At 50.0% G+C, this 21,685-nt stretch carries 19 protein-coding genes and 1 pseudogene; 19 read left to right on the forward strand and 1 reads right to left on the reverse strand.

The window, feature by feature from the left end; translation table 11 throughout:
• The first annotated feature begins 11 nt into the window (after nt 1-11).
• The 10 genes and pseudogenes from B2U90_RS09110 to B2U90_RS09155 all read left to right on the forward strand — a co-directional run bounded on the left by B2U90_RS09110 (nt 12) and on the right by B2U90_RS09155 (nt 10,142).
• Nucleotides 12-644, forward strand: a complete 633-nt coding sequence (locus B2U90_RS09110; RefSeq protein WP_292017620.1) for a cupin domain-containing protein — start codon at nt 12-14, stop codon at nt 642-644.
• A 27-nt stretch (nt 645-671) separates the two neighbouring features.
• A pseudogene (locus B2U90_RS09115) lies at nt 672-938 on the forward strand (BMC domain-containing protein); the annotation flags it as partial.
• Nucleotides 939-1,384: 446 nt separating this feature from the next.
• The gene (locus tag B2U90_RS09120; protein ID WP_059076759.1) at nt 1,385-2,872 is read left to right on the forward strand and encodes an acetaldehyde dehydrogenase (acetylating); all 1,488 of its coding nucleotides are present in this window, start codon (nt 1,385-1,387) and stop codon (nt 2,870-2,872) included.
• The gene (locus B2U90_RS09125; protein ID WP_292017621.1) at nt 2,872-3,510 is read left to right on the forward strand and encodes a phosphate propanoyltransferase; all 639 of its coding nucleotides are present in this window, start codon (nt 2,872-2,874) and stop codon (nt 3,508-3,510) included. The genes B2U90_RS09120 and B2U90_RS09125 overlap by 1 nt, the downstream gene beginning before the upstream one ends.
• Before the next feature lie 33 nt (nt 3,511-3,543).
• On the forward strand, nt 3,544-3,840 hold the full coding sequence (gene eutM / locus B2U90_RS09130) for an ethanolamine utilization microcompartment protein EutM (protein ID WP_059076761.1): 297 nt from the start codon (nt 3,544-3,546) through the stop codon (nt 3,838-3,840).
• 198 nt (nt 3,841-4,038) lie between these two features.
• Nucleotides 4,039-5,106, forward strand: a complete 1,068-nt coding sequence (locus B2U90_RS09135; protein WP_292017622.1) for a hypothetical protein — start codon at nt 4,039-4,041, stop codon at nt 5,104-5,106.
• A gap of 4 nt (nt 5,107-5,110) precedes the next feature.
• Nucleotides 5,111-5,377 (forward strand): hypothetical protein, encoded by a 267-nt coding sequence (locus B2U90_RS09140; RefSeq protein WP_059076763.1) that lies wholly within the window; start codon nt 5,111-5,113, stop codon nt 5,375-5,377.
• A 154-nt stretch (nt 5,378-5,531) separates the two neighbouring features.
• Nucleotides 5,532-7,952 carry a CehA/McbA family metallohydrolase gene (locus B2U90_RS09145; protein WP_170087617.1) on the forward strand — a complete coding sequence of 807 codons (2,421 nt, stop codon included), beginning with the start codon at nt 5,532-5,534 and terminating at the stop codon, nt 7,950-7,952.
• Nucleotides 7,953-8,135: 183 nt separating this feature from the next.
• Entirely contained in the window at nt 8,136-9,419 is a 1,284-nt protein-coding gene (locus B2U90_RS09150; protein ID WP_075582010.1) for an O-antigen ligase family protein, read from the forward strand.
• Nucleotides 9,420-9,503: 84 nt separating this feature from the next.
• Nucleotides 9,504-10,142, forward strand: a complete 639-nt coding sequence (locus tag B2U90_RS09155; protein ID WP_059076766.1) for a redox-sensing transcriptional repressor Rex — start codon at nt 9,504-9,506, stop codon at nt 10,140-10,142.
• 182 nt (nt 10,143-10,324) lie between these two features.
• On the opposite strand, the gene B2U90_RS09160 is transcribed toward B2U90_RS09155, so the two are convergent.
• Nucleotides 10,325-11,101, reverse strand: coding sequence for a transglycosylase domain-containing protein (locus B2U90_RS09160; RefSeq protein WP_059076767.1), 777 nt, complete (start codon nt 11,099-11,101; stop codon nt 10,325-10,327).
• A gap of 216 nt (nt 11,102-11,317) precedes the next feature.
• On the opposite strand from B2U90_RS09160, the gene B2U90_RS09165 reads away from it, so the two are divergent.
• From B2U90_RS09165 to B2U90_RS09205, 9 genes are all read left to right on the forward strand, one after another.
• Nucleotides 11,318-12,550, forward strand: coding sequence for an argininosuccinate synthase (locus B2U90_RS09165; RefSeq protein WP_059076768.1), 1,233 nt, complete (start codon nt 11,318-11,320; stop codon nt 12,548-12,550).
• A 14-nt stretch (nt 12,551-12,564) separates the two neighbouring features.
• Entirely contained in the window at nt 12,565-13,998 is a 1,434-nt protein-coding gene (gene argH / locus B2U90_RS09170) for an argininosuccinate lyase (protein ID WP_150824599.1), read from the forward strand.
• A 188-nt stretch (nt 13,999-14,186) separates the two neighbouring features.
• Entirely contained in the window at nt 14,187-15,020 is an 834-nt protein-coding gene (gene lpxC, locus B2U90_RS09175; RefSeq protein ID WP_292017623.1) for a UDP-3-O-acyl-N-acetylglucosamine deacetylase, read from the forward strand.
• A gap of 15 nt (nt 15,021-15,035) precedes the next feature.
• A complete protein-coding gene (fabZ, locus tag B2U90_RS09180; RefSeq protein WP_113855460.1) occupies nt 15,036-15,494 on the forward strand; it encodes a 3-hydroxyacyl-ACP dehydratase FabZ in 459 nt (152 codons plus the stop codon).
• A 175-nt stretch (nt 15,495-15,669) separates the two neighbouring features.
• Nucleotides 15,670-16,482 carry an acyl-ACP--UDP-N-acetylglucosamine O-acyltransferase gene (gene lpxA, locus B2U90_RS09185; RefSeq protein ID WP_059076772.1) on the forward strand — a complete coding sequence of 271 codons (813 nt, stop codon included), beginning with the start codon at nt 15,670-15,672 and terminating at the stop codon, nt 16,480-16,482.
• Nucleotides 16,483-16,619: 137 nt separating this feature from the next.
• Nucleotides 16,620-17,435: an LpxI family protein gene (locus B2U90_RS09190; protein WP_113855461.1), complete on the forward strand. Its 816-nt coding sequence runs from the start codon at nt 16,620-16,622 to the stop codon at nt 17,433-17,435.
• A gap of 11 nt (nt 17,436-17,446) precedes the next feature.
• Nucleotides 17,447-18,589: a lipid-A-disaccharide synthase gene (gene lpxB / locus B2U90_RS09195; protein ID WP_292017624.1), complete on the forward strand. Its 1,143-nt coding sequence runs from the start codon at nt 17,447-17,449 to the stop codon at nt 18,587-18,589.
• Nucleotides 18,586-20,337: a lipid A export permease/ATP-binding protein MsbA gene (gene msbA, locus B2U90_RS09200; RefSeq protein ID WP_292017625.1), complete on the forward strand. Its 1,752-nt coding sequence runs from the start codon at nt 18,586-18,588 to the stop codon at nt 20,335-20,337. Before lpxB ends, msbA begins: the two co-directional genes overlap by 4 nt.
• Nucleotides 20,338-20,369: 32 nt before the next feature.
• Entirely contained in the window at nt 20,370-21,683 is a 1,314-nt protein-coding gene (locus tag B2U90_RS09205) for a 3-deoxy-D-manno-octulosonic acid transferase (RefSeq protein WP_059076808.1), read from the forward strand.
• Nucleotides 21,684-21,685: the final 2 nt, after the last annotated feature.

Below are 21,685 nucleotides of genomic sequence, written 5' to 3' on the forward strand. Positions count from 1 at the left end.
GAGGTGATACATTGAAACCATTGATTTGTGTCAGTCACGTAAAAGAAGCGGCTGCAGCCGGGAAGCATGAACTGTATGTAGAGCCCGGAGCCATTATTACGGCAGCGGCCAGCGACTATGCCCGTGACAAAGGGATTGCCTTTGTTGACAAGCAGACGGCTCCTGCCGCACCGGACGTACACAAACCGGCAGCAGGCAGTGTGAAAGGTCTGGATAAAGGTCTGGTAGCGGAAATTGTCCGTCAGGTGCTTTTAGCCCGTGGCCAGGCTGCACAGCCGTACAGGGAAGAAAAAGATGACAGCGGCCTCAAAGTAGTACGTGGTCATTCTGTGACCTATGAAGTCTTCGATACGGGTAATCCCGTAACAAAAGTCGGATACAGGGAAGTTATCAGTAAAACTGAATCTCATATGAGCTCAGGATTCCTGACCATCGATCACTCTTCCTTTACCTGGACACCGACGGGTTATGAAGAAACAGATATTATCCTGGAAGGAAGTCTCTCCATTACGATTAATGGTAAGACCTATTACGCCAGCCAGGGAGATGTGCTCTTCATTCCTAAAGATGCTACCGTCGTGTGGAATGCCGAAGATCATGTAAAATTGTTTTATTCGACCTATCCGGCAGACTGGGCAGGATGATATGAGCGTTAAAGGAGGTGGAAATCAATGGATGCCTTGGGAATGATAGAGACCAGAGGACTGGTAGCCGCTATAGAATGTGCCGATGTGATGCTCAAGGCAGCAGACGTGGTACTGAGTGGCAGGACCCTCGTTGGTGGCGGACTGGTGACAGTCTGTGTCAGCGGTGATGTAGGAGCAGTCAAAGCTTCCGTCGATGCAGGGGAAGCGGCTGTGCTTCATCTGGGTAAAGACCTTCTGATTTCACGTCACGTGATTCCCCGTCCTGATGCGGCCATAGCCGGGATCCTTCCCTCAAATGGCCCGGATAAACCAGATCCGCCAGACCCGGTTCCGTCTAAAGAAGGGCTGGCGCTGGCAGAAGAACGTATCGATGCATCCGGCGCAGAAACCGGTACTGGTGCAGTTGATACGGTGTCTCCTGAAACATGGCAGGGGACGGATACTACACCGAAAGAAGAAGCCCCTGAGGTTTCTTTTGAGGACATAGATTTTAAAAATTTCCACAAAGCTGAGGCTGACGCACTGGCCGTACAGCCCGGCGTGAATCTTGACGGGGTGTTCAGAAAGATGCCCGTCCCAGCTTTGCGGCGTCTCGTCCGGGAATATACGGATATCGGCCTGACCGGCCGTGCCGTGTCGCGGGCGAAGAAAGCTGTTTTGCTCCGCCTGCTTGCAGATTACTATAACGGAAGCAGGAAGCAGCTGGTTTAAAGGAAATCTGAAAGGGGAGATACTTTTTGGAAACATTTGATTATGATCTGCAGACCGTGCAGGAAGCCAGAAATCTGGCACGGCAGGCGCAGAAAGCGGAAGATGTATTCTGCAAGTTTACCAATGAACAGGTAGACCGCATTTTGCAGAATATGGTCCGCGTGGCAGAAGAAAACGCGGCCAAATTAGCCCGCATGGCCGTTGAAGAAACGGGCTTTGGCAAGGTAGAAGACAAAATCGTCAAAAATCAGGTAGCATCCCGCGATGTATACAATTACATCAAGGATATGAAGACTATCGGTGTCATTCACGAAGATACGGTCAACCGCATTACGGAAATCGGTGAACCCGTCGGCGTCGTACTGGGAATTATCCCCTCTACCAACCCGACCTCTACGGTCATCTACAATGCCATGATTGCTCTAAAAGCACGGAATACCATCGTATTTTCACCCCATCCGGCAGCATTGAAATGTACGATAGAAGCGGCCCGCCTCATGGCAGAAGCGGCAGAAACAGCTGGTGCACCGCTGGGGACAATCAGCACCATTATCCATCCATCCATGGGTGCTACTAATGAATTGATGCACAGTGAAGAAGTTAAGATGATCATTGCTACGGGCGGTTCGGCCATGGTAAAAGCAGCTTACAGCTGCGGCAAACCGGCTCTGGGCGTAGGCCCCGGCAATGGCCCGTCTTATATCGAACGGACGGCAGATGTCAAAAAGTCCGTTGAAGATATTATGCTCAGCAAGACCTTTGACTACGGCACTATCTGCGCTTCTGAACAGTCTATCGTCGTCGAAGAATGCAACCGGACACAGGTTGTGGAAGAGTTTAAACGCCAGGGCGGCTACTTCATGACGAAAGAAGAAACAGATAAAGTCTGCCAGCTTCTCTTCAAAAACGGGCACGCTATGAATGCCAAATTCGTAGGCCGTTCTCCCCAGGTCATTGCCGATGCGGCAGGAATCACAATCCCTGCCGGTACAAGGGTCCTCATCGGGGAACAGGACGGCGTAGGAAACGGCTATCCTCTTTCCTATGAAAAACTGACCAGCGTTCTCGGCTTCTATACGGTCCGTGATTGGCAGGATGCGTGCGACCTCTGTATCCGCCTTTTAAAGAATTGTGGTCTCGGCCACACCATGTCGATTCATACGGAAGATCCGGAAATTGTCCGCCGGTTCTATGAAAAACCGGTATTCCGCATCATTGTTAACACACCGGCTACTCAGGGGGGCACGGGTATCAGCACCGGACTGGCACCGGCCTTTACACTGGGATGTGGTACCTGGGGTGGAAGCGCTACGGCTGATAACGTTACGCCGCAGCATCTGATGAATATCAAACGCGTAGCCTATGGTATCCGCGAAGTCAAGCCGTCCGTACCGTATGCGGGCCAGGCAACGAGCTGTGGAACGGCTGCCGGAGCAGCGGATTCTGGTGATGACCAGCTCATCGCTGTCGTCAATGAAGTGCTCCAGCTGCTAAAACAGAAAGGTGAGTTTTAATGGGGAAATATGATGCTTTAGTCGATTTGCTGGTAGAAGCCGTCAGGAACAGCCATTTGAATCTACAGCCGGATACGATTCCCGTAGGAGTATCCAACCGGCATGTCCATTTGTCCCAGGCGGATCAGGATGCTCTTTTCGGACCGGGCAGCCAGCTGACAAAGATCAAAGATATTTCGCAGCCGGGACAGTTTGCCTGCAAGGAAACGGTAACCCTGGCAGGGCCGAAGGGCGTTCTGGAAAAAGTCCGCATCCTCGGTCCCGTCCGCAAAGAATCCCAGGTGGAATTACTCCGGTCCGATTGTTTTAAATTGGGGATCAAGGTGCCGCTGCGCATGTCCGGTGAACTGGAAGGTACGCCGGGCCTGACGCTCATCGGACCAAAAGGCAGTATCTGCCTTCCCCGCGGTGTCATCATTGCCAAACGCCATATCCATATGCTTCCTGAAGACGCGCAGCGTTTTGGCGTGACGAATGGCCAGGTCGTTTCCATCAATATCGATGGCGACCGTGGCGGTACTTTCGGTAATGTTGTTATCCGAGTGACAACAACATCGGCATTAGAATGCCATATCGACATGGAAGAAGCTAATGCTATGAATCTTAAAAATGGTTCCAGGATAACAATTATTAAATAATTCAATCTTATATATTATTAGGAGGAAAATAACATGAGTACAACAGAAGCTTTAGGTTTAATCGAAACAAAAGGTCTTGTAGGTTCTATTGAAGCAGCTGATGCAATGGTAAAAGCGGCAAACGTTTACCTCATTGGCAAAGTTCTCGTCGGCGGCGGTCTCGTAACGGTTATGGTACGCGGCGATGTCGGCGCTGTCAAGGCTGCTACCGATGCTGGTGCTGCTGCTGCACAGCGCGTTGGCGAACTCATTTCCGTGCACGTTATTCCACGTCCCCATACTGATGTGGAAATGATTCTCCCTCATGACAACCTCACAGTAAAAGAATAATCTATCACAGGGCGGGCTAAGGCTATTAGCACCTTAGCCCGCTGCATTTTATCCGGTATCATGCAAAATTCATATAATAAACATTTGTTTATGTACGAAAGAACTTTGAAAAAACAAAAGAATTCATTCTTTTTTATTGATACATGTGAAATATATAACAATAAATATATATATATCAAGTAAAGGAAGTGTGTGCGAATGGACAACAGAGCCTTGGCAGTCAAATTAAAGATAGACGCAGGGTTTAAGCGGCGTGGGATTACCTTTGCCATCTTTTCTGGGATTTTTTACGGTCTCTATACGGCTTTTCTGACCTTAGGCATGTCCAAGGGAATCTGGGGTAATGACTGGTATGGCGCCAATATGTCCGGCCTGAGCGCCTTTGCCATCACCTATTGCCTGGCAGCGCTGGGATCGGCTGTCAATGATACTATGAGCGGCATCTGGTCCCTTATCAATGTATCCATTAAAGGCGAACTGGGAGACTTTTTCCGCACGTTAAAAACAAAGCCGGGCCTGGTCATGATCGTTTGTGCCCTCATCGGCGGCCCGCTGGCTTCTACAGCTTATGTAGCAGCACTGCAGATGGGCGGTTCCATCATCGTGCCTATTTGTGCTCTCAATGCGTCTTTTGGGGCCATCATCGGCCATTTTGTATTCAAACAGGAAATCAATAAACGGATGGTCTGCGGTATCCTCCTCTGCCTTGTCGCTGCCGGTGTCATCGGCGGTACATCCTTCTCAGACGTGGGACCGACGGCGCTGATGGCCTGCGGCATTGCCCTGTTCTGCGCGCTGGGCTGGGGGATTGAAGGCGCCGTTGCCGGCTTTGGCACGACCCTCATCGATTATAATATCGGCATTACCATCCGTCAGTGCGTTTCCGGCCTTTCCAATATGCTCATCATGCTGCCCCTGTTGTGCATGATTGATGGCAGTGCCGGACTGGCTCCACGCCTTCTTTCCGGCGCCTGGAGCGACTGGTCGATCATCTTCTTTGTCATTTCCGGCTTCTGTGCCATGCCGGCATATTCCTTCTGGTATAAGGGCAATTCGATGTGCGGTGCCGCACTCGGCATGGTCTGCAATGGAGCGTATTCTTTCTGGGGGCCGTTCTTCTGCATGATCATCGTCGGTGTGTTTGATGGACAGCCGGGCTGGATGCTCACGCCGGTACAGTGGGCGGCTGCTATTGTCATGATCTGCGGCATTGCTCTCGTCGGAAATCTCAATCCGCTCCATGCATTCCGGAAAAAGGAGGCCTGATCGTATGAAACCGCTCTATTACGCAATCATGAAATATATGACGACCGTAGAAGAAGCATCTAATATGGATGTCATCCATGCCCTGAAAGGAGAATACGGAAGTTTTAAAATGCTTCGCCCCGATGCCGTACAGGAAGCATTGATGACGGCCAAGGCCAATGGGCTTCTCGATGAATCGCGGTTTGAACTGGATGATGCCGGTCAGTTACAGGTTTATTATAAAGTAAATGACTACGGCCGGCAGATGATCAACGCCTTTATTAGAGATTGATATAGTTGTGGTATTACCACTTTTTTACTAGTCTTTTACGAATTGCTGATACAGTCTATGTCATAATGAGATATTAATTGCATTATTTTCTGGCTCCAGCCCAATGCGTATCTGTTTAACCAGTACGTCTTTATCATAGAAAGGAGAATGATATATGAAATCAGGGAAAAAGAAAGTGTTAAAAATGTTAGTTATGTCTGCGCTGATGGCAGGTATATCGGCAACGGCGATGGCGGCTGTAGGAGTGGTGCAGGGCCCGACACCTATTGACCAGGGCATGGCTAATAAGGCAGAGGATTTCACTATCTACAATGACAAGATTGCTGCTTCCTTTGCCGTAGGTTCCAATAACTACTGGAATATGACGACGGGCAGCATCCTGGACATTGCCATGATGAAAGATGGGAAATTTGGGACGGATCTGACCAATGACATTGAATTCCTCAACGATTACTGGACAGCTACTGGTTCGTGGCATGGCGAAGACCTGCTGCATACGCCCGTAAAAGATATTACGTACAAGCTGGAAGGCGATAAAAAAGTCACTGTAACGGCGAAGACGAGATATTGGACAGAAGGTCATAAACTGCCTTTGAACGTGACGATTCAGTATACGTTGGAAGATGGCAAGAATTATATTGATATGAAGACAGTCGTCGAAAATCCGGCAGGGAATGATGCCTATCTGAATATGAACAGTGGCTATTCTATCAGTACCCTTGCCGTGAATATGTTCGGCCCCTTTGGCTTCTATCCTGATGTCAAGAGAACGGGCATACGTATCAATGAAGATCCCGAAGTCAATACGAAATACGGGGATTTCGTCGTTACGTACGGGAAAAATTACGCCGTAGCTGTTAATACCGATCATGCCAATGCCTACAAAGGTTCATCGGGCTATAAAGATGTCTATGTGAACCGCGACATCATGCCGGGCCAGTCGTATACGTATACGGGCGAAATCCTGGTTATTCCCAATGGGGAAACGGCTCCGGTCATCGAGCGGAAGATACAGAAAGATCCGTCTATCAAGGCTGGCGTCATTGAAGGTGTTGTCCGCGATCCCAATGGCAAACCGCTGCCCAATGCCTATGTCATCTTCAATAAGCCAGGATCTTATAAAAAGACGATAAAATCGGATGGTGTCGATCAGGTCATGAAAGATATCATGCAGCCTTTCGTCTGGAAGATTACCGATAAAGATGGCAAGTATAAAGTCACACTGCCGCAGGACAGCTACGACATTTATGTACAGAGCCAGGGAACGACACCGTCTGACGTGCAGCATGTCGATCTGAAAGGCAACACTGTGGCTGATTTCCAGGTAAAACCGGGTGCCAGAGCGGCGCTGACGGCTGTTGATGAAAACGGGAAACCTGTCGATTTTAAAGTGGTCGTCACCGGTATCAAATCGGATGTAAAAGGATTAGGAGGCTCGGTATATTTTACAGACCCGGCGACACACAAAGCGGATTTTGACGTATCGGCACCGGAAAATGAACTCACCTTTACGGCATATCATGGAGCCGATTATACATCGAAACCGGTTGAATTCAAGACCTTTGTCAAAGGCGGCCAGACAGTTCAGCATCAGTTCGTCATTCCTCAGCTCATTCATCCTGAAAAGGCGGGCTGGTATGGCAATGACAATCACCAGCATGCCGACCATGGCGATGGCGCGACGACTGTCCCGGAACTCTTTGCTGCACAGCTGGCAGCCGGCCTGGACCTGAATCTCGTACTCGATCACGACTACATCGGTAACATCAAGCCTATGCGGGAACTGGCCAATCAGTACAAAAGGCCTTTCATTCCCAACGTCGAAGTTTCTCCGGGATGGGGACACTGGGGCTTCCTGATGGTCAATGACAAGATGCCCTGTCCGGATCCGTCTCTGACACCGGGTGAAATCATCCAGCAGGGGCATGACCGGGATGCCCTGGTCGTCATGCATCATCCCTTCACCGACTATGGTTTCCTGACCAATCGTGCTGGCGTCAAGGGTGGCGATGACCCCAGTGCGGAAAACTTTGAATTCCTGGAACTGCAATCGACAATGGATTTGTCCAATGCCAAGAATATGGATAAACGGACTCTCGATGTGGCAGAAGGTTACTGGAACCGTGGCATCAAGAAATATCTGAGTGCCGGATCGGACCAGCATGATGCGACATCCAATCTGTATCCGGGTATCATCCGCATGTATTCCCACGTCGATGGCAAATTGACAGGCCGTAAGTTTGTCAATGCCATGGCAGAAGGCAAGGCTTATGTTACTATGGGGCCTATCTTCACCCCGGCAGAACAGTCCATGTTCGGCACGACCCAGCAGACAGCGGCCGATGGCACGTATACCTTTGAAACAAAGGTACAGGCTGTCAACGGCCTGAAAGAAGTACAGGTCGTAAGCGAAGGAAAACCGGTGGAAACGAAGGCATTCGACAATACGACTGATCCCGTTTCTGTACAAGTCAAAGTAAAACCGGAACACGACACCTGGGTCAACGTCATTGCAAAGGATGGCAAAGACCATTATGCCGTATCCAACCCTGTATGGGTTAAAGTAAAAAAATAAAAAGCACATGATATCCTGAATGGGTCATAGGAGTCTTTCCGCAGACAGCCCCGGCATGAAACGAAAATGCCGGGGCTGTTTCTGTTGTATGCCTGCCGGAGGTGTTTCTGCGTGCGCCCGGCAGGGGCTGTACTGGACTTTTCCCTGACAACTCCGTATAATTAAATTGGGAGGGTATGACATATGAAACTTACGACTCTATTGCCGACAGCCAGCAGTTCTCAGGAAAAAGCCCGCATACATGTAGTGTATGCGCTTTTGGGGACTGTTTTTTTTATGCCCCTTCAGATTATCGCCATGGAAGCCTGTTTTATCCTGGCACTGATTCTGGCAGCACGGTATGTATGGAAATATCCTATAGCCTCCTGGCATGATACGCCCCTTTTTAAACCAGCAGCACTGTTTGCTATCCTGGCTTTTGTATCTCTGGCCGGATCGCCCAGGCCGCTGTTTGGCGTTGCCTTTTACCTGTTTACAGTGCTGCAGTATTTTATTTTTTATAACCTCATAGTCGTCTTTGTCCGCGGCAGAGAAGAACGGCGCCTGTTTCTGCTCGTTTTTCTTGCCAGTGCAGCCATCGTCGTTCTATTTGGCCTGTACCAGTATGCCCACATGCTGACGCTCCATGAAGAAGAATGGGTCGATAATTCGGCCTTTCCCCTGTTACGGCGGCGCATGTATTCCACTTTATACAATCCCAATCTTCTTTCGGAATTCCTGCTCATGGCAATCAGTGCGGCCTTTTCCCTGCTCATCGTGAGAAAACGCGCTCCGAAGAAAATGGCAGCCCTGCTGGTTCTGCTGGCGGCGCTGGCTCTCTGCCTGATCCTGACCTATTCCCGCGGCGCCTGGCTGAGTGCATGCGCTCTTGTATTCTTCTTTGGCCTCGTATGGGATAAAAGGCTCTGGCTATCCTTTCTTTGCATTCCCTTCCTCCTGGCCTTCTATCATGGCGGCATCACCCACAGGCTTTTGTCTATTTTTTATCACAGCAGTGCCGATACGTCTGTATCCATGCGTATGGACATGTGGCTGGCGGCGTTGCAGATGGTGGCAGATCATCCGTTGCTGGGAATCGGCTGGGGGGCATTTAAATTCGTCTATCCTGTATACAATGAATTGATACAGCAGGCGGGTATTACCATTTTCCATGCCCACAACATGTACCTGAATATTCTGGCAGAAACAGGCATTGCCGGTTTCTGTGCGTTTGGCTGGCTCTTTTTTGGGGCGGGTGTCTGTGCGGTCCGCTTTTTACGCAAGCGTGGTGTACAGCCCCAGGACCGGGCTATGGCCCTGATGACGGCTGCGTCCATCCTGGCTGTAGCTATTAGCAGCTTCAGTGACTATGATTTATTTAGTACCCAGATATCACTTACTCTCTGGTTCCTCTTGGGCCTCTTTTCAAATATGCGTGAAGAATATGGGAAAAGAGAGAAAAAAAGTTTGCGAAATAATTCACAATAAGATATAATTAAACGTGAAGTGTTAGCACATTCATCTGATTTTATATCAGTGTGTAACGAGATAGAGAGTGGGGAGGTTCTGCCCATGAGACAGAAAAAGGCGATATCCGATGCAGTCATCGAACGGCTGCCGTTGTATTATCGGGATTTATTGTTGCTGCAGGATGCCGGTATAGATATCATTTCATCGGAAAAGCTTGGCGAACGGCTGGGAATTACACCGGAACAGATACGGAAAGATCTGACCTGTTTTGGCGCCTTTGGCAAGAAAGGTGTCGGCTATTATGTGAGCGAACTCTGTCAGCAGATTGTGGAAATCATCGGTCTGCAGCAGCATTGGAAAATCGGTATTGCCGGTATCGGTCATCTGGGCTGGGCTCTGGCGAATTACAAGACCTTTGGCCGTCTGGGATTTAGGACGATGGGGCTCTTTGATGTGGACCACCGCATTATCGGTCAGAATGTAGGCGGTGTCGTAGTCACGCCTATTTCAGAAATGGAAGAAGTCGTACGACGGGAAGGTATCCAGATCGGCATCATTACGACTCCTGCCGCTGTGGCACAGCAGGTAGCGGATCAGATGGTAGCTGCCGGCATCAAAGGCATCCTTTCCTTTGCCCCGCTGCGCCTGAACGTGCCGGACCGTATATTCGTATTCCGAGAAGATTTATCCATCGGCCTGAGCCGGATTTCCTATTATCTGACAAATAAGCCCCAGGAATGAGCATAACGGAATTATGCATACATAAACGGATCTGTCGTACAAGGCCAGATCCGTTTTAAGTTTGCAGTGGATGACTAAAAAATTAAAGTCATCTTCTATAAACTACAAGCTCCGTACTGCAAACTATGTAAAAAGAACCACGCATGATGGTAGAAAAAACTTCATGCGTGGTTCTTTTTATGTCATCGCTCCAGACGCAGGTTTTCTTTAAACGCATTCTGCGCCTGCTGGTCTGTAATATACCCTTGTTCGGCCATCAGCGTCAGAACGATTTTCTGGCGGTTGCGGGCCGCTTCGTAATTTTCCAGGGGATTGTAATAGCTCGGTGCCTGGAGAAGACCGGCCAGCAGGGAAGACTGGGCCAGCGTCAGGTATTCCGGTTTTTTATTGAAATAGATGCGGCTGGCCTGCTCGATTCCCGTCGCATTTGCGCCGAAGTACGCTGTGTTCAGATAGATTTCCAGTATTTCATCCTTGCTGTAATTCCGTTCCAGGAGGATGGACAGAATCAGTTCCTGTGCCTTGCGGGTCAGGGTGCGTTCCTGTGTGAGAAACGTGTTTTTGACGACCTGCTGGCTGATGGAGCTGCCTCCTTCCATTGTCCTGCCGGAGTTGAAATTCACTATGACTGCCCGGGCGATACCGATAGGGTCGATGGCCCCGTGTTCATAAAAGCGCCGGTCCTCTGTAGCGACGACGGCTTCTTTCAGACTTTTGGGCATGGCAGCGCTGGCGACATACACGGGAATTTTTTTCCGGTGTTCTTCCATGGCAGCGTGGAAATGCAGATAAGGATACAGCTTTTCGGTTATGCCCGTGTCAGGCAGGGATACGAAGCTGTGCTGTTCAGTTTTGCTGGCAGATGCCGGCTGTGCTGTCTTTGGCGTGTCGGCGATGATGTTCCAGGCAGCACAGATGATAAAGGCGATAATAAATATGAAAAGATATTTTTTTTTCATAGAGCCTCCTGATATAGTCATATTGTATCATACCCACAGGGGAAAATGCCAGTTTATTGCCTGTCCGGGCTTGTTTTACCTGCAGCCTGATTCCAGAAAAAACTCATTGAAAATTTTTTATACAAAATACTTGCATATTTTTGCGAATGGTTGTATACTATCACACGTAGACAGTTGAAAGACACAAATTGCTGATGTTTAGAGGAGGAACCGATTATGAGTGAAATTAAAAAAATCGTGTTAGCATATTCTGGTGGTTTGGATACATCCTGCATTATTCCCTGGCTGAAAGAAAATTATCCCGGTGCGGAAGTTATTGCAGCCTGTGCCGATGTAGGACAGCCTGACGACTTTGAAGCTATTGAAAAGAAAGCCATCAAATCGGGCGCATCCAAAGCTTATATTATGGATATTAAGAAAGAGTTTATGGAAGACTATGTATGGCCCTGCGTCAAAGCTGATGCCGTATATGAAGGAAAGTATCTCCTGGGCACTTCCTTTGCACGGCCGCTTATTTCCAAGAAGCTCGTCGAAATCGCTAAAAAAGAAGGCGCCGACGCTATTGCCCATGGTGCAACCGGCAAAGGCAACGACCAGGTACGGTTTGAACTGACCGTCAAGGCTCTGGCTCCGGAAATCAAACTGATTGCTCCCTGGAGAATCTGGGATCTCAAATCGCGGGAAGACGAAATCAAATATGCAGAAGCACATAACGTTCCTGTCGATTACAAATCGGAAGAAAATCCCTATCCGTACAGCATGGACTGGAATATCTGGCATCTGAGCCATGAAGGCGACGATCTGGAAAATCCGGCCAATGCCCCGAAAGATATGGTATACATGGTCACGACACAGCCGGAAAAAGCACCGGATACGCCGGAATACGTCGAACTCACTTTTGAAAAAGGGATTCCCGTAGCCGTCAACGGCAAAAAGATGGATGCTCTCGAACTGATCACGACCCTCAATGCCATCGGTGCCAAGAACGGCATCGGCATCGTAGACCTCGTAGAAAACCGTCTCGTAGGCCTGAAGAGCCGTGGCATTTATGAAAACCCGGGCGGTGCCATCATCATGTATGCCCACAGAGAATTGGAATATCTGACACTGGACAGAGCTACGTATCACTTCAAGGAACACGTTGCCAATAAATACGCTGAACTCGTATACGACGGCATGTGGTTCTCCCCGCTCCGCGAAGCACTGGCTGCGTTCGTCGATGAAACGCAGAAGACCTGTAGCGGCACGGTAAAATTGAAATTGTATAAAGGCAATATCATCAGTGCTGGTTCTTCGTCGCCCTATTCTCTCTACAGTGAAGAATATGTCACCTTCGGTGAAGACGATGTATACGACCAGAAAGATGCCGGCGGCTTCATCAACCTCTTTGGTCTGCCGCTGACCATGCGTGCTCTGATGATGCAGAAGAACGAAAAGAAGAACAAATAAGGAGCGATTTTCTGATGAAGTTATGGGGTGGCCGGTTTACGAAGGCAACAGATAAAAATGTAGAAGCATTCAATGCATCCATTCAGTTTGATTGCCGTATGTATGCAGAAGATATCTGCGGCAGCATCGCTCATGCGACGATGCTGGCCCGTCAGGGGATTATCTCTGATGCGGATAAAGATGCTATCGTAAACGGACTGAAACAGATATTTGAACAGATTGAGCATGATGAATTCGAATTTTCCATTGAGCTGGAAGATATTCACATGAATATAGAAAAGCGGCTGACTGATGCCATCGGCGAAGCAGGCAAGCGCCTGCATACCGGCCGCAGCCGCAATGACCAGGTAGCGCTCGATACGCATCTGTACCTGCGCCGGGAAATTGCCGATGTGGCAGGGCTGCTCATCCAGCTGCAGCAATCCATCGTGAAAGCGGCGGAAAAATATAGCGATGTCATCATGCCGGGGTACACGCATTTGCAGCGGGCTCAGCCGATCTTGTTCAGTCATCACCTCATGGCGTATTTTTCCATGCTGTCTCGTGATTTTGAGCATCTGCAGTTTGCCTGGAACATGGCCGACCGGATGCCTCTCGGGGCGGGGGCACTGGCAGGGACGACCTATCCCCTGGACCAGCCGTATGTTGCCGATGTACTCCATTTCGGTAAATTGTATGATAACAGTATGGATGCTGTCAGTGACCGCGATTATATCATTGCTTTCCTGGAATTTGCCGCTGTCCTCATGATGCACCTGAGCCGTCTTTCCGAAGAGTTCATTCTCTGGTCCAGCTCGGAATTCAAGTTCATCGAACTTGACGATTCCCATTGCACCGGTTCTTCTATCATGCCGCAGAAGAAGAATCCCGATATCTGTGAACTCGTCCGCGGCAAAACGGGCCGATTCTATGGCCATCTCATGGCAGTACTGACCATGATGAAAGGAATCCCCATGGCCTATGATAAGGATATGCAGGAAGATAAAGAAGGCGTTTTTGATGCCATTGATAATCTGAAGTTTGCCCTGACTATCTATGCGGCGATGATCGATAAGATGACTGTCAATGGCAAACACATGCGGGATGTCCTGGAAAAAGATTTTTCCAATGCAACCGATATGGCCGATTACCTGGCTAAGAAGGGACTGCCCTTCCGCGAAGCACATGCCGTCGTCGGCAAAGCCGTGCATTACTGCATTGAACACAGCAAGGTGCTGCAGCAGCTCAGCCTGGAAGAACTGCAGGCCATGAGCCCGCTCTTTGAACAGGATATTCATCATTATCTCGATATCGAAACCTGTGTGGCCCAGCGCCGTACCTACAACGGAACGGCACCGGAATCGGTGGCCCGTCAGATTGCTTCAGGAAAGGCCGTCGTAACAGGAGAAGAAGGACAGCTCCAATCATGGAATTCTGTGGTTTCCTCTGTCTATGAGTTAATCAAATAAACACAGCAACGAAAGACTGCCGTCCTCAACAGGGAACGGCAGTCTTTCGTTTTCTGCGGCAGGAACGGGATTCTTTTTAAAAGACGGCCGGGTGAAATTTTTACTAGTCACTATGACTGAAATAATGTATAATAGATAAGTATGAATAAAAAAGAAACATTTTGCATCCAGAAAGGAGGGGCGTAGGAATGACTAATGTGGTACAAACGACACTGGCCCAGCCGGTTTCATACAGTGGTATCGGCCTGCATGCTGCCAATGAAGTCCACATGGTATTGCGCCCGGCCCCGGCTGACACGGGGATTGTATTTGTCAGGACAGACCTGGCAGATAGGCCATCGGTACCTGCACAGTTAGCCTATGTGACCAATACCATGAGGGCGACGACACTGGAACGGGGAGAAGCCAAAGTATTTACGGTAGAACATCTGCTTTCGGCATTGCAGGGCATGGCTGTCGATAATTGTATTGTAGAAATGGATTCTGTTGAACCGCCTGTAGCGGACGGAAGCAGCATGACCTTTGTCAGACTGATTGAAAAGGCCGGTATACGGAATCTGGATACACCGCGGCATGTTCTGGCTGTGCGCCGGCAGCATCTCGTGCAGGAAGAAGATAAATTCATTGCCGTTCTTCCCTATGACGGATTCCGCATTACCTTTACTTCTATCAATCCCCATCCGATGCTGGGAGTACAGTTCAGCGATACAGAAATTACCAAGGAAAACTATATCCGCGATATAGCTTTTGCCCGTACTATTGCCTTTACCAGAGAATTGGATATGCTGAAAAAGCTGGGACTTGGAAAAGGCGGTACTCTGGAAAATACGATTGTTTATGATGATACAGCGTGCTTGTCCGTGTTGCGGAGCGACGACGAACTGGTCCGGCACAAAGTCCTGGATGTCATCGGGGACATGGCTCTCCTGGGCCGGCCTTTGAAAGGACATATCATCGCTGTCAAATCGAGTCATAAATTGAATAATATGCTGGCGCGACAGATCAGTGAAGAAATGAATTAAGGGAGGAATTTACAGATGGCAATCGAAAAAACATTAGAAGTAACGGATATCATGGAAATATTACCACACCGCTATCCGATGCTGCTCGTTGACCGTATTATTGAACTCGAACCGATGAAGTACGCTATTGGCATTAAAAATGCAACCTTTGACGAACTGTTTTTCCAGGGACATTTTCCGGGAAAACCGGTCATGCCCGGTGTACTTCTGGCAGAAGCCATGGCTCAGGTAGGCGGCGTAGCCCTCTTGTATCCGGAAGAAAACCGCGGGCTCATTCCTTTCTTTACAGGGATTGATAAACTCCGTTTCCGCCATCCCGTCCGTCCCGGCGATCAGATCGTCATGCGGGCGGATATCGTAAAAATCAAGGGCCGTATGGGAAAAGTCAAGGCCCAGTCCCACGTAGGGGACATTCTGTGCGCAGAAGGGGAATATCTCTTTGCCCTGATGCCGGGACAGGAACCGAGAAAATAAGAAATAGGCCGGATTAACGCAGAATTTGCAGAAAAAAAGTGGATAGAAGAGATAACACGATATAATCTTACTTTTTTTACGGTTACATTTTGTATGGCCTTTACAGATTTTATATTATATTACTATAATTTTTTATGCACCTGTCTGTCAGACAGGGTAGCAAGGAGTGACTCTAATGACCGAGGAAAAAGAAAACATGCCGCAGAGCATGATCCATCCAACGGCTATTATAGATCCACAAGCAGAAATCGGTCCTGGCGTGAAAATAGGTCCTTATGCTGTCATCGGCCCTCATGTAAAAATCGGGGCTGGTACGGAGGTCATGGCCCACGTTACCATTGATGGCTGGACGACGATAGGCGAAAACTGCCGTTTCTTCCCGAGCTGTTCTATTGGGTCGGAACCACAGGATTTAAAATATCATGGTGAAAAGAGTTATCTGATCATTGGTGACCGGTCTGTTTTCCGTGAATTTGTAACGGTCAGCACAGCGACTGGCGAAGGCGAAGAAACGCGCATCGGCAGTGACTGCCTTTTCCAGGCATGTACCCATGTAGCTCACAACTGCGTCGTAGGAAATCATGTCATCATGAGCAACTGTGCCGGTCTGGCCGGTCATGTCACTGTAGAAGACCGGGTTGTCATCGGCGGCATTGCTGGTGTCCACCAGTTCGTCAAAGTTGGCCGCAACAGCATGATTGGCGGTCTGGCAAAGGTCGTGCAGGATATTCCGCCTTTTGTCATCGCTGATGGCCAGCCTGCCCGCGTCATCGGGCTCAACAGCGTCGGCCTTTCCCGGGCTGGCATGTCTGATGATGTACGGCGTGAATTAAAAAAAGCTTTCCGCATCCTCTATCGTTCCGGACTGAATCTGGGACAGGCGATTGCCGAGATGGAACAAGAGCTGGATAGCTGCGAAGAAGTGGAACATCTGCTGCGCTTCCTGCGCAATGCCGAACGGGGTATTATGCGGGGAACCAAAGATTGAACATGTATGAGGGCAGGTAAGGCTCGGCCTTGCCGCCCTTTTTTTATGGTGTTTCTTCATCGTGATGACAGGATACGTGTTTTTTTGGTATAATATACTGATGAGTTTTGATTATGTAGAATAAGGATGAGATATACATGGAAAAAGTAGGGTTACTGGCCGGAATCGGCAATCTTCCCGTGGCGTTTATGCGGGCTGCACAGCAGAGCGGCCATGCCGTAGTCGTCATTGCCGTCGTGCCTGATGTAGCGCCGGAACTGGCAAAAGAAGCCGATGTTTACTACGAAATCAATGTAGCCAAGCTCAATAAGATCATAAAGACACTGCGCAGTCATGATGTAGATAAAGTCACGATGATAGGGAAAGTGACAAAGGAAATCCTCTTCAAAGGACTGAAGATGCCTGACATGCGGGCGTTGAAATTACTGGGACGCCTGCGCAACCGGAAAGACGATACGATTATGCTGGCTATCGTCGATGAACTGGCCAGAGATGGTATTGAAGTCGTTGATCAGACGCAGTATCTGAAGCCCCTTATGCCCTGTGCCGGCGTATTATCTAAACGGCCGCCGACGGAGGAAGAATCGGATGATATCCGCTTTGGCTTTGTCACGGCCAAAGCCATGGGCGGCATGGATATAGGACAGACGGTAGTCGTAAAGCACAAAGCCGTCATGGCCGTGGAAGCTATTGAAGGGACCGATGCCTGCATCCTCCGTGGAGGTGCGCTGGGCCGGGGCCATGCCGTCGTTGTCAAAGTAGCCAAGCCCAATCAGGACCTGCGCTTCGATGTGCCGGCCGTGGGGATGACGACGCTCCGTAGCATGATAGAGAGCGGTTGTACCGTTCTGGCTATTGAGGCGGGGCGTACGCTGTTTGTCGAACAGGAACAGGTCCTGGCGGAGGCAGACCGGCGGGGCATATGCATTTGTGCCGTTGATAAGACGTATTGACAGGAGTCTCTATGAAAATTATGTTTTCAGCCGGTGAAGCATCGGGGGATATGCACGGTGCCAACCTGGCCCGGGCACTGAAGGAGCTGGATCCGGAAGTGGAACTGCTGGGCATGGGCGGATCCCGCATGGCAGAAGCCGGCGTACGCATTGTATACGATATTAAAAATCTGGGATTTATCGGCGTGGGAGAAATTATCCGCAAGATTCCCTTTTTCTTCCGCCTGCGGGACTTTCTTCTCGAAACGATGAGGAAAGAAAAGCCCGATGTACTAGTCTGTATCGATTATCCTGGATTTAATATGCGCCTTATCAAGAAGGCGCGGGAAGCCGGCATTCGTGTTATCTATTATATTCTTCCGACTATCTGGGCCTGGCATAAAAGCCGGGGAAAAGTCATAGCCGAAAATACCGATCTGGCTATTTCACTGTTTCCCTTTGAAGCGCGGTTGTATGAACAAATCGGCACTCATGTGGCCTATGCCGGCCACCCGCTGATCGATATGGTGCATCCGTCTATGACGCGGGAAGAAGCCATCCGCACCTTTGGCCTGGATGAGTCGAAACGGACTATCCTTCTCATGCCGGGCAGCCGTCTTCAGGAAGTTCGGAGCCTGCTGCCGGTCATGCTCGTTGCGGCTGCCATCATAGCAGAACAAATACCGGACGTGCAGTTCCTGCTGCCGGAAGCTTCCACTATAGACCGGAGCCTTCTGGAAAGCCTGATTCCCCAGGACGGGCCGGCTGTCCACATCGCGGCAGAAGGCGTCTATGATATGATGCATATCAGTACGGCTGCCGTGGCCGCGTCGGGAACGGCTACGCTGGAGACGGCTCTCATGGGGCTTCCGACCCTGCTCATTTACCGTGTGGGGAATCTGACGTACTGGCTGTCGAAAGTACTCGTACACATTAAGAGCATCGGCCTGCCCAATATCATCATGGGACACCGTATCATGCCGGAACTCTGGCAGAATGAAGTGACGCCGGAAGCGATAGCCCGGGACATGATTCACCTGCTGACGGACGAACAGGCATGGCAGAAGCGTCATGAAGCCATGCTGGCTGTGCGTAGGGAAATGGGAGAGCCCGGGGCCGTCCGTCGCACGGCTGCTACTATTTTACAATTCGTTAAGGAGAATTCTACTGCATGAAGCAATATAATAGCTGGCAAAGCTATAAAAGACTGTTACGTTTCGTACTTCCCTATAAAAAAAGACTGGTTGTAGCCGTCATCTGCATGGCCTTTTCCGGCCTGAGCAACGTCGTCGTGCCCTGGCTGATCAAGGACGTCATCGATAAGGTACTGGCTAATAAAGATGTATTTACCCTTAACCTCATCGTCATCGGAATCCTGGCACTGTTCTTTGCCAGAGGCTTTTTCTATTTTGGCCAGCGATACCTCATGAGTTTTGTCGGACAGAAAATTGTCAACGATATCCGTGAGGCCTTGTACCGCCATTTACAGACACTGTCCCTGTCGTATTTCGACAAGCGCAAGACCGGCAATATCATGAGCAATCTGACCAACGACGTCACGGCACTGCAGACGGCCATTGCCGGCAACCTCATTTCCTTTGTTCAGGAAGCGGTCATCCTCGTAGGCTCCCTCGCTTCCATGCTGTACTTGTATTGGAAGCTGACCCTGCTGACGCTGGTTATCGTTCCCCTCGTTGTCTTTACCATCCGTTTCTTTGGCGGGCGGCTGCGCCAGGCCGGGCATAAAGTCCAGGGGAAAATGGCCGATATTACGGCCCTTCTGGAAGAAGCGATTTCCGGCATCCGCATTATCCGCTCTTTTAACCGGGAAGAGTTTGAAATCAAGCGCTTTGTCGTACAGAATGACAGCAATTTCTGGGCTCTCATGGCGACGACGCGGCTGACGGCTATGCTGACGCCCTTTATCCAGTTCTTTGCCGCCATCGCCGTGACCGGTATCATCTGGTACGGCGGCATGAGCGTCATCAACGGAGAAATGACGGCCGGCGCGCTCATCGCCTTCCTGATTTATGCCATCAACCTGGCAAATCCCGTACGCCGTATCAGTGAAATTTACGGTGATATCCAGAAATCACTGGCCGCTGCGGACCGTGTCTTTGAAACCCTCGATACGGAACCGGAAGTTAAGGAAAAAGACGATGCTGTCGAACTTCCGCGCGTAGAGGGCCATGTCTGCTTTCATCACGTGGACTTTGCCTATGATGCGGATCATCCGGCCCTGACGGATTTTAATCTGGAAATCCAGCCGGGCGAAGTCGTTGCCCTCGTCGGTCCCAGCGGGGCCGGCAAATCGACGGTGGCCAATCTCCTGCCACGGTTTTACGATGTGACCGGTGGTTCTCTGACTATCGACGGTACGGATGTACGCGATGTGACCTTCCAATCTCTGCGGCAGCAGATTGGCCTGGTCCCGCAGGAAACGATGTTGTTCAACGCTACCATCCGGGAAAATATCCTGTACGGCCGCCTCGACGCGACTGATGATGAAATCGTCCGGGCTGCCAAAGCGGCTAATGCCCACGAATTCATTTCACGACTGCCCGATGGCTATGACACTATCGTCGGTGACCGCGGCAATGCCCTTTCCGGTGGCCAGCGCCAGCGTATCGCCATTGCCCGTGCCATTTTGAAAGATCCGCGCATCCTCATCCTCGATGAAGCGACATCGGCTCTTGATACGGAATCAGAAAAAATTGTCCAGGCGGCACTGGAACGGCTCATGCAGGGCCGTACGTCCGTCGTCATTGCCCATCGCCTGAGCACCGTACGCGATGCCGACAAAATCGTCGTCATCGATCACGGACGAATCGTTGAAGAAGGAACGCATGCAGAGTTACTGGCCAGAGGCGGCCTGTACGCTCATTTGTATGCCGTGCAGTTTAAAGAAAAAGCGGAAGGTTGAAAACTATGTTAAATCGCCTGCGTGTCAAATCGATGTACTGGCTGTATAATATCCTGCTTCTCATGTATTGGGCGTCTCTCATTCCTGTGCTCATCTACCGCCTCATACATGAAGAAGGATTTTATCAGCGCATCAAACAAAGCATCGGTTTTCTGCCAGATGAGCTGAAGAAAAAAATATCAGACCGGCACGCCATCTGGGTCCATGCGGCTTCGGTCGGCGAAATCGTGGCAGCCAGCCCGATTGTGCGGGAAATGCGGAAAGAACATCCCCAGGAAGTCATCATCGTTTCTGTCGTCACGGCGACGGGATTCCGCATGGCGCATCAGATCATAGACGGGGCAGACGGCATCCTGTATTTTCCCCTGGATCTGCCTTACCTGACCGGCCGTATCCTTAATATCGTCAACCCCAAAATCATCGTTCTCGTGGAAACGGAAATCTGGCCGAATTTTCTGCGCATAGCCAACCGCAAGAAAATCCCCATCATGATGATGAATGGCCGTATCAGTCAGCGCAGTGTTTCCCGGTACCGGTTGATTACCTTTTTTACCCGTCATGTTTTGTCGTCCATCCGTATTTTCTGTATGCAGAGCCGGATTGACGCCCAGTATATCATCGACATCGGAGCCGATCCCAATAAGGTCATCGTGACGGGCAATACGAAATACGATCAGACTTATGGCATCGTGACACCGGAAGAAAAGAAGAAATTCCTGGCTGAGCTGGGATTTTCGGAAAGCGATTATCCTATTATGATTGCCGGCAGTACCCACAAGGGAGAAACGGGATCCGTCTACAAGGCCTTTTCTGCCATACGGGAAAAACATCCGAAGGCCCGTCTGATCATCGCCCCCCGCTACATTTACCAGTCTGACCTGGTGCGGGAAGAAGGACGGAAATATGGCATCACCATGGCCAAACGCAGTGAAATGAAAGCAGGAAAGAAGATGGACGGTCCCTATGAAGGCGTCATTCTCGATACCATTGGCGAACTGGGGCGGGTATACAGCCTGGGCGATCTGGTATTCGTCGGCGGCAGCCTGGCCCATATAGGAGGACATAATATACTTGAACCGGCAGCTCATGCCAAACCGATCGTCGTCGGCCCCAATATGTTCAATTTTGTGGAAATTTACGACCTGCTGAGCAGCCGCGGCGCCTGTATCATGGTCAAAAATGAAGAAGAATTCATCAGAACCTGTGTGCGCATCGTCGATGACCGGCAGATGGCCGAAAATATGAAACGTCACTGTATTGAAATCGTACAGGAAAATCAGGGGGCGACGCGCCGCAATCTGGCGGAACTGCAAAAAATACTGGATGACCTTCACGCCTGGAGATGATG

This window comes from Megasphaera sp. UBA4233 (genome assembly GCF_002395615.1).
In the GTDB taxonomy this organism is placed as follows: Bacteria; Bacillota; Negativicutes; order Veillonellales; family Megasphaeraceae; genus Megasphaera; species Megasphaera hexanoica.

What these genes read in the sequence shown, in the direction of transcription:
- B2U90_RS09160 (WP_059076767.1), bottom strand. Translation starts at nt 11,101, where the DNA reads ATGAAAAAAAAATATCTTTTCATATTTATTATCGCCTTTATCATCTGT.
- B2U90_RS09125 (WP_292017621.1), top strand. Translation starts at nt 2,872, where the DNA reads ATGGGGAAATATGATGCTTTAGTCGATTTGCTGGTAGAAGCCGTCAGG.
- lpxB (WP_292017624.1), top strand. Translation starts at nt 17,447, where the DNA reads ATGAAAATTATGTTTTCAGCCGGTGAAGCATCGGGGGATATGCACGGT.
- B2U90_RS09155 (WP_059076766.1), top strand. Translation starts at nt 9,504, where the DNA reads ATGAGACAGAAAAAGGCGATATCCGATGCAGTCATCGAACGGCTGCCG.
- lpxA (WP_059076772.1), top strand. Translation starts at nt 15,670, where the DNA reads ATGACCGAGGAAAAAGAAAACATGCCGCAGAGCATGATCCATCCAACG.
- B2U90_RS09190 (WP_113855461.1), top strand. Translation starts at nt 16,620, where the DNA reads ATGGAAAAAGTAGGGTTACTGGCCGGAATCGGCAATCTTCCCGTGGCG.
- lpxC (WP_292017623.1), top strand. Translation starts at nt 14,187, where the DNA reads ATGACTAATGTGGTACAAACGACACTGGCCCAGCCGGTTTCATACAGT.
- argH (WP_150824599.1), top strand. Translation starts at nt 12,565, where the DNA reads ATGAAGTTATGGGGTGGCCGGTTTACGAAGGCAACAGATAAAAATGTA.
- B2U90_RS09145 (WP_170087617.1), top strand. Translation starts at nt 5,532, where the DNA reads ATGAAATCAGGGAAAAAGAAAGTGTTAAAAATGTTAGTTATGTCTGCG.
- B2U90_RS09205 (WP_059076808.1), top strand. Translation starts at nt 20,370, where the DNA reads ATGTACTGGCTGTATAATATCCTGCTTCTCATGTATTGGGCGTCTCTC.
- B2U90_RS09165 (WP_059076768.1), top strand. Translation starts at nt 11,318, where the DNA reads ATGAGTGAAATTAAAAAAATCGTGTTAGCATATTCTGGTGGTTTGGAT.
- msbA (WP_292017625.1), top strand. Translation starts at nt 18,586, where the DNA reads ATGAAGCAATATAATAGCTGGCAAAGCTATAAAAGACTGTTACGTTTC.
- B2U90_RS09140 (WP_059076763.1), top strand. Translation starts at nt 5,111, where the DNA reads ATGAAACCGCTCTATTACGCAATCATGAAATATATGACGACCGTAGAA.
- B2U90_RS09150 (WP_075582010.1), top strand. Translation starts at nt 8,136, where the DNA reads ATGAAACTTACGACTCTATTGCCGACAGCCAGCAGTTCTCAGGAAAAA.
- B2U90_RS09135 (WP_292017622.1), top strand. Translation starts at nt 4,039, where the DNA reads ATGGACAACAGAGCCTTGGCAGTCAAATTAAAGATAGACGCAGGGTTT.
- eutM (WP_059076761.1), top strand. Translation starts at nt 3,544, where the DNA reads ATGAGTACAACAGAAGCTTTAGGTTTAATCGAAACAAAAGGTCTTGTA.
- fabZ (WP_113855460.1), top strand. Translation starts at nt 15,036, where the DNA reads ATGGCAATCGAAAAAACATTAGAAGTAACGGATATCATGGAAATATTA.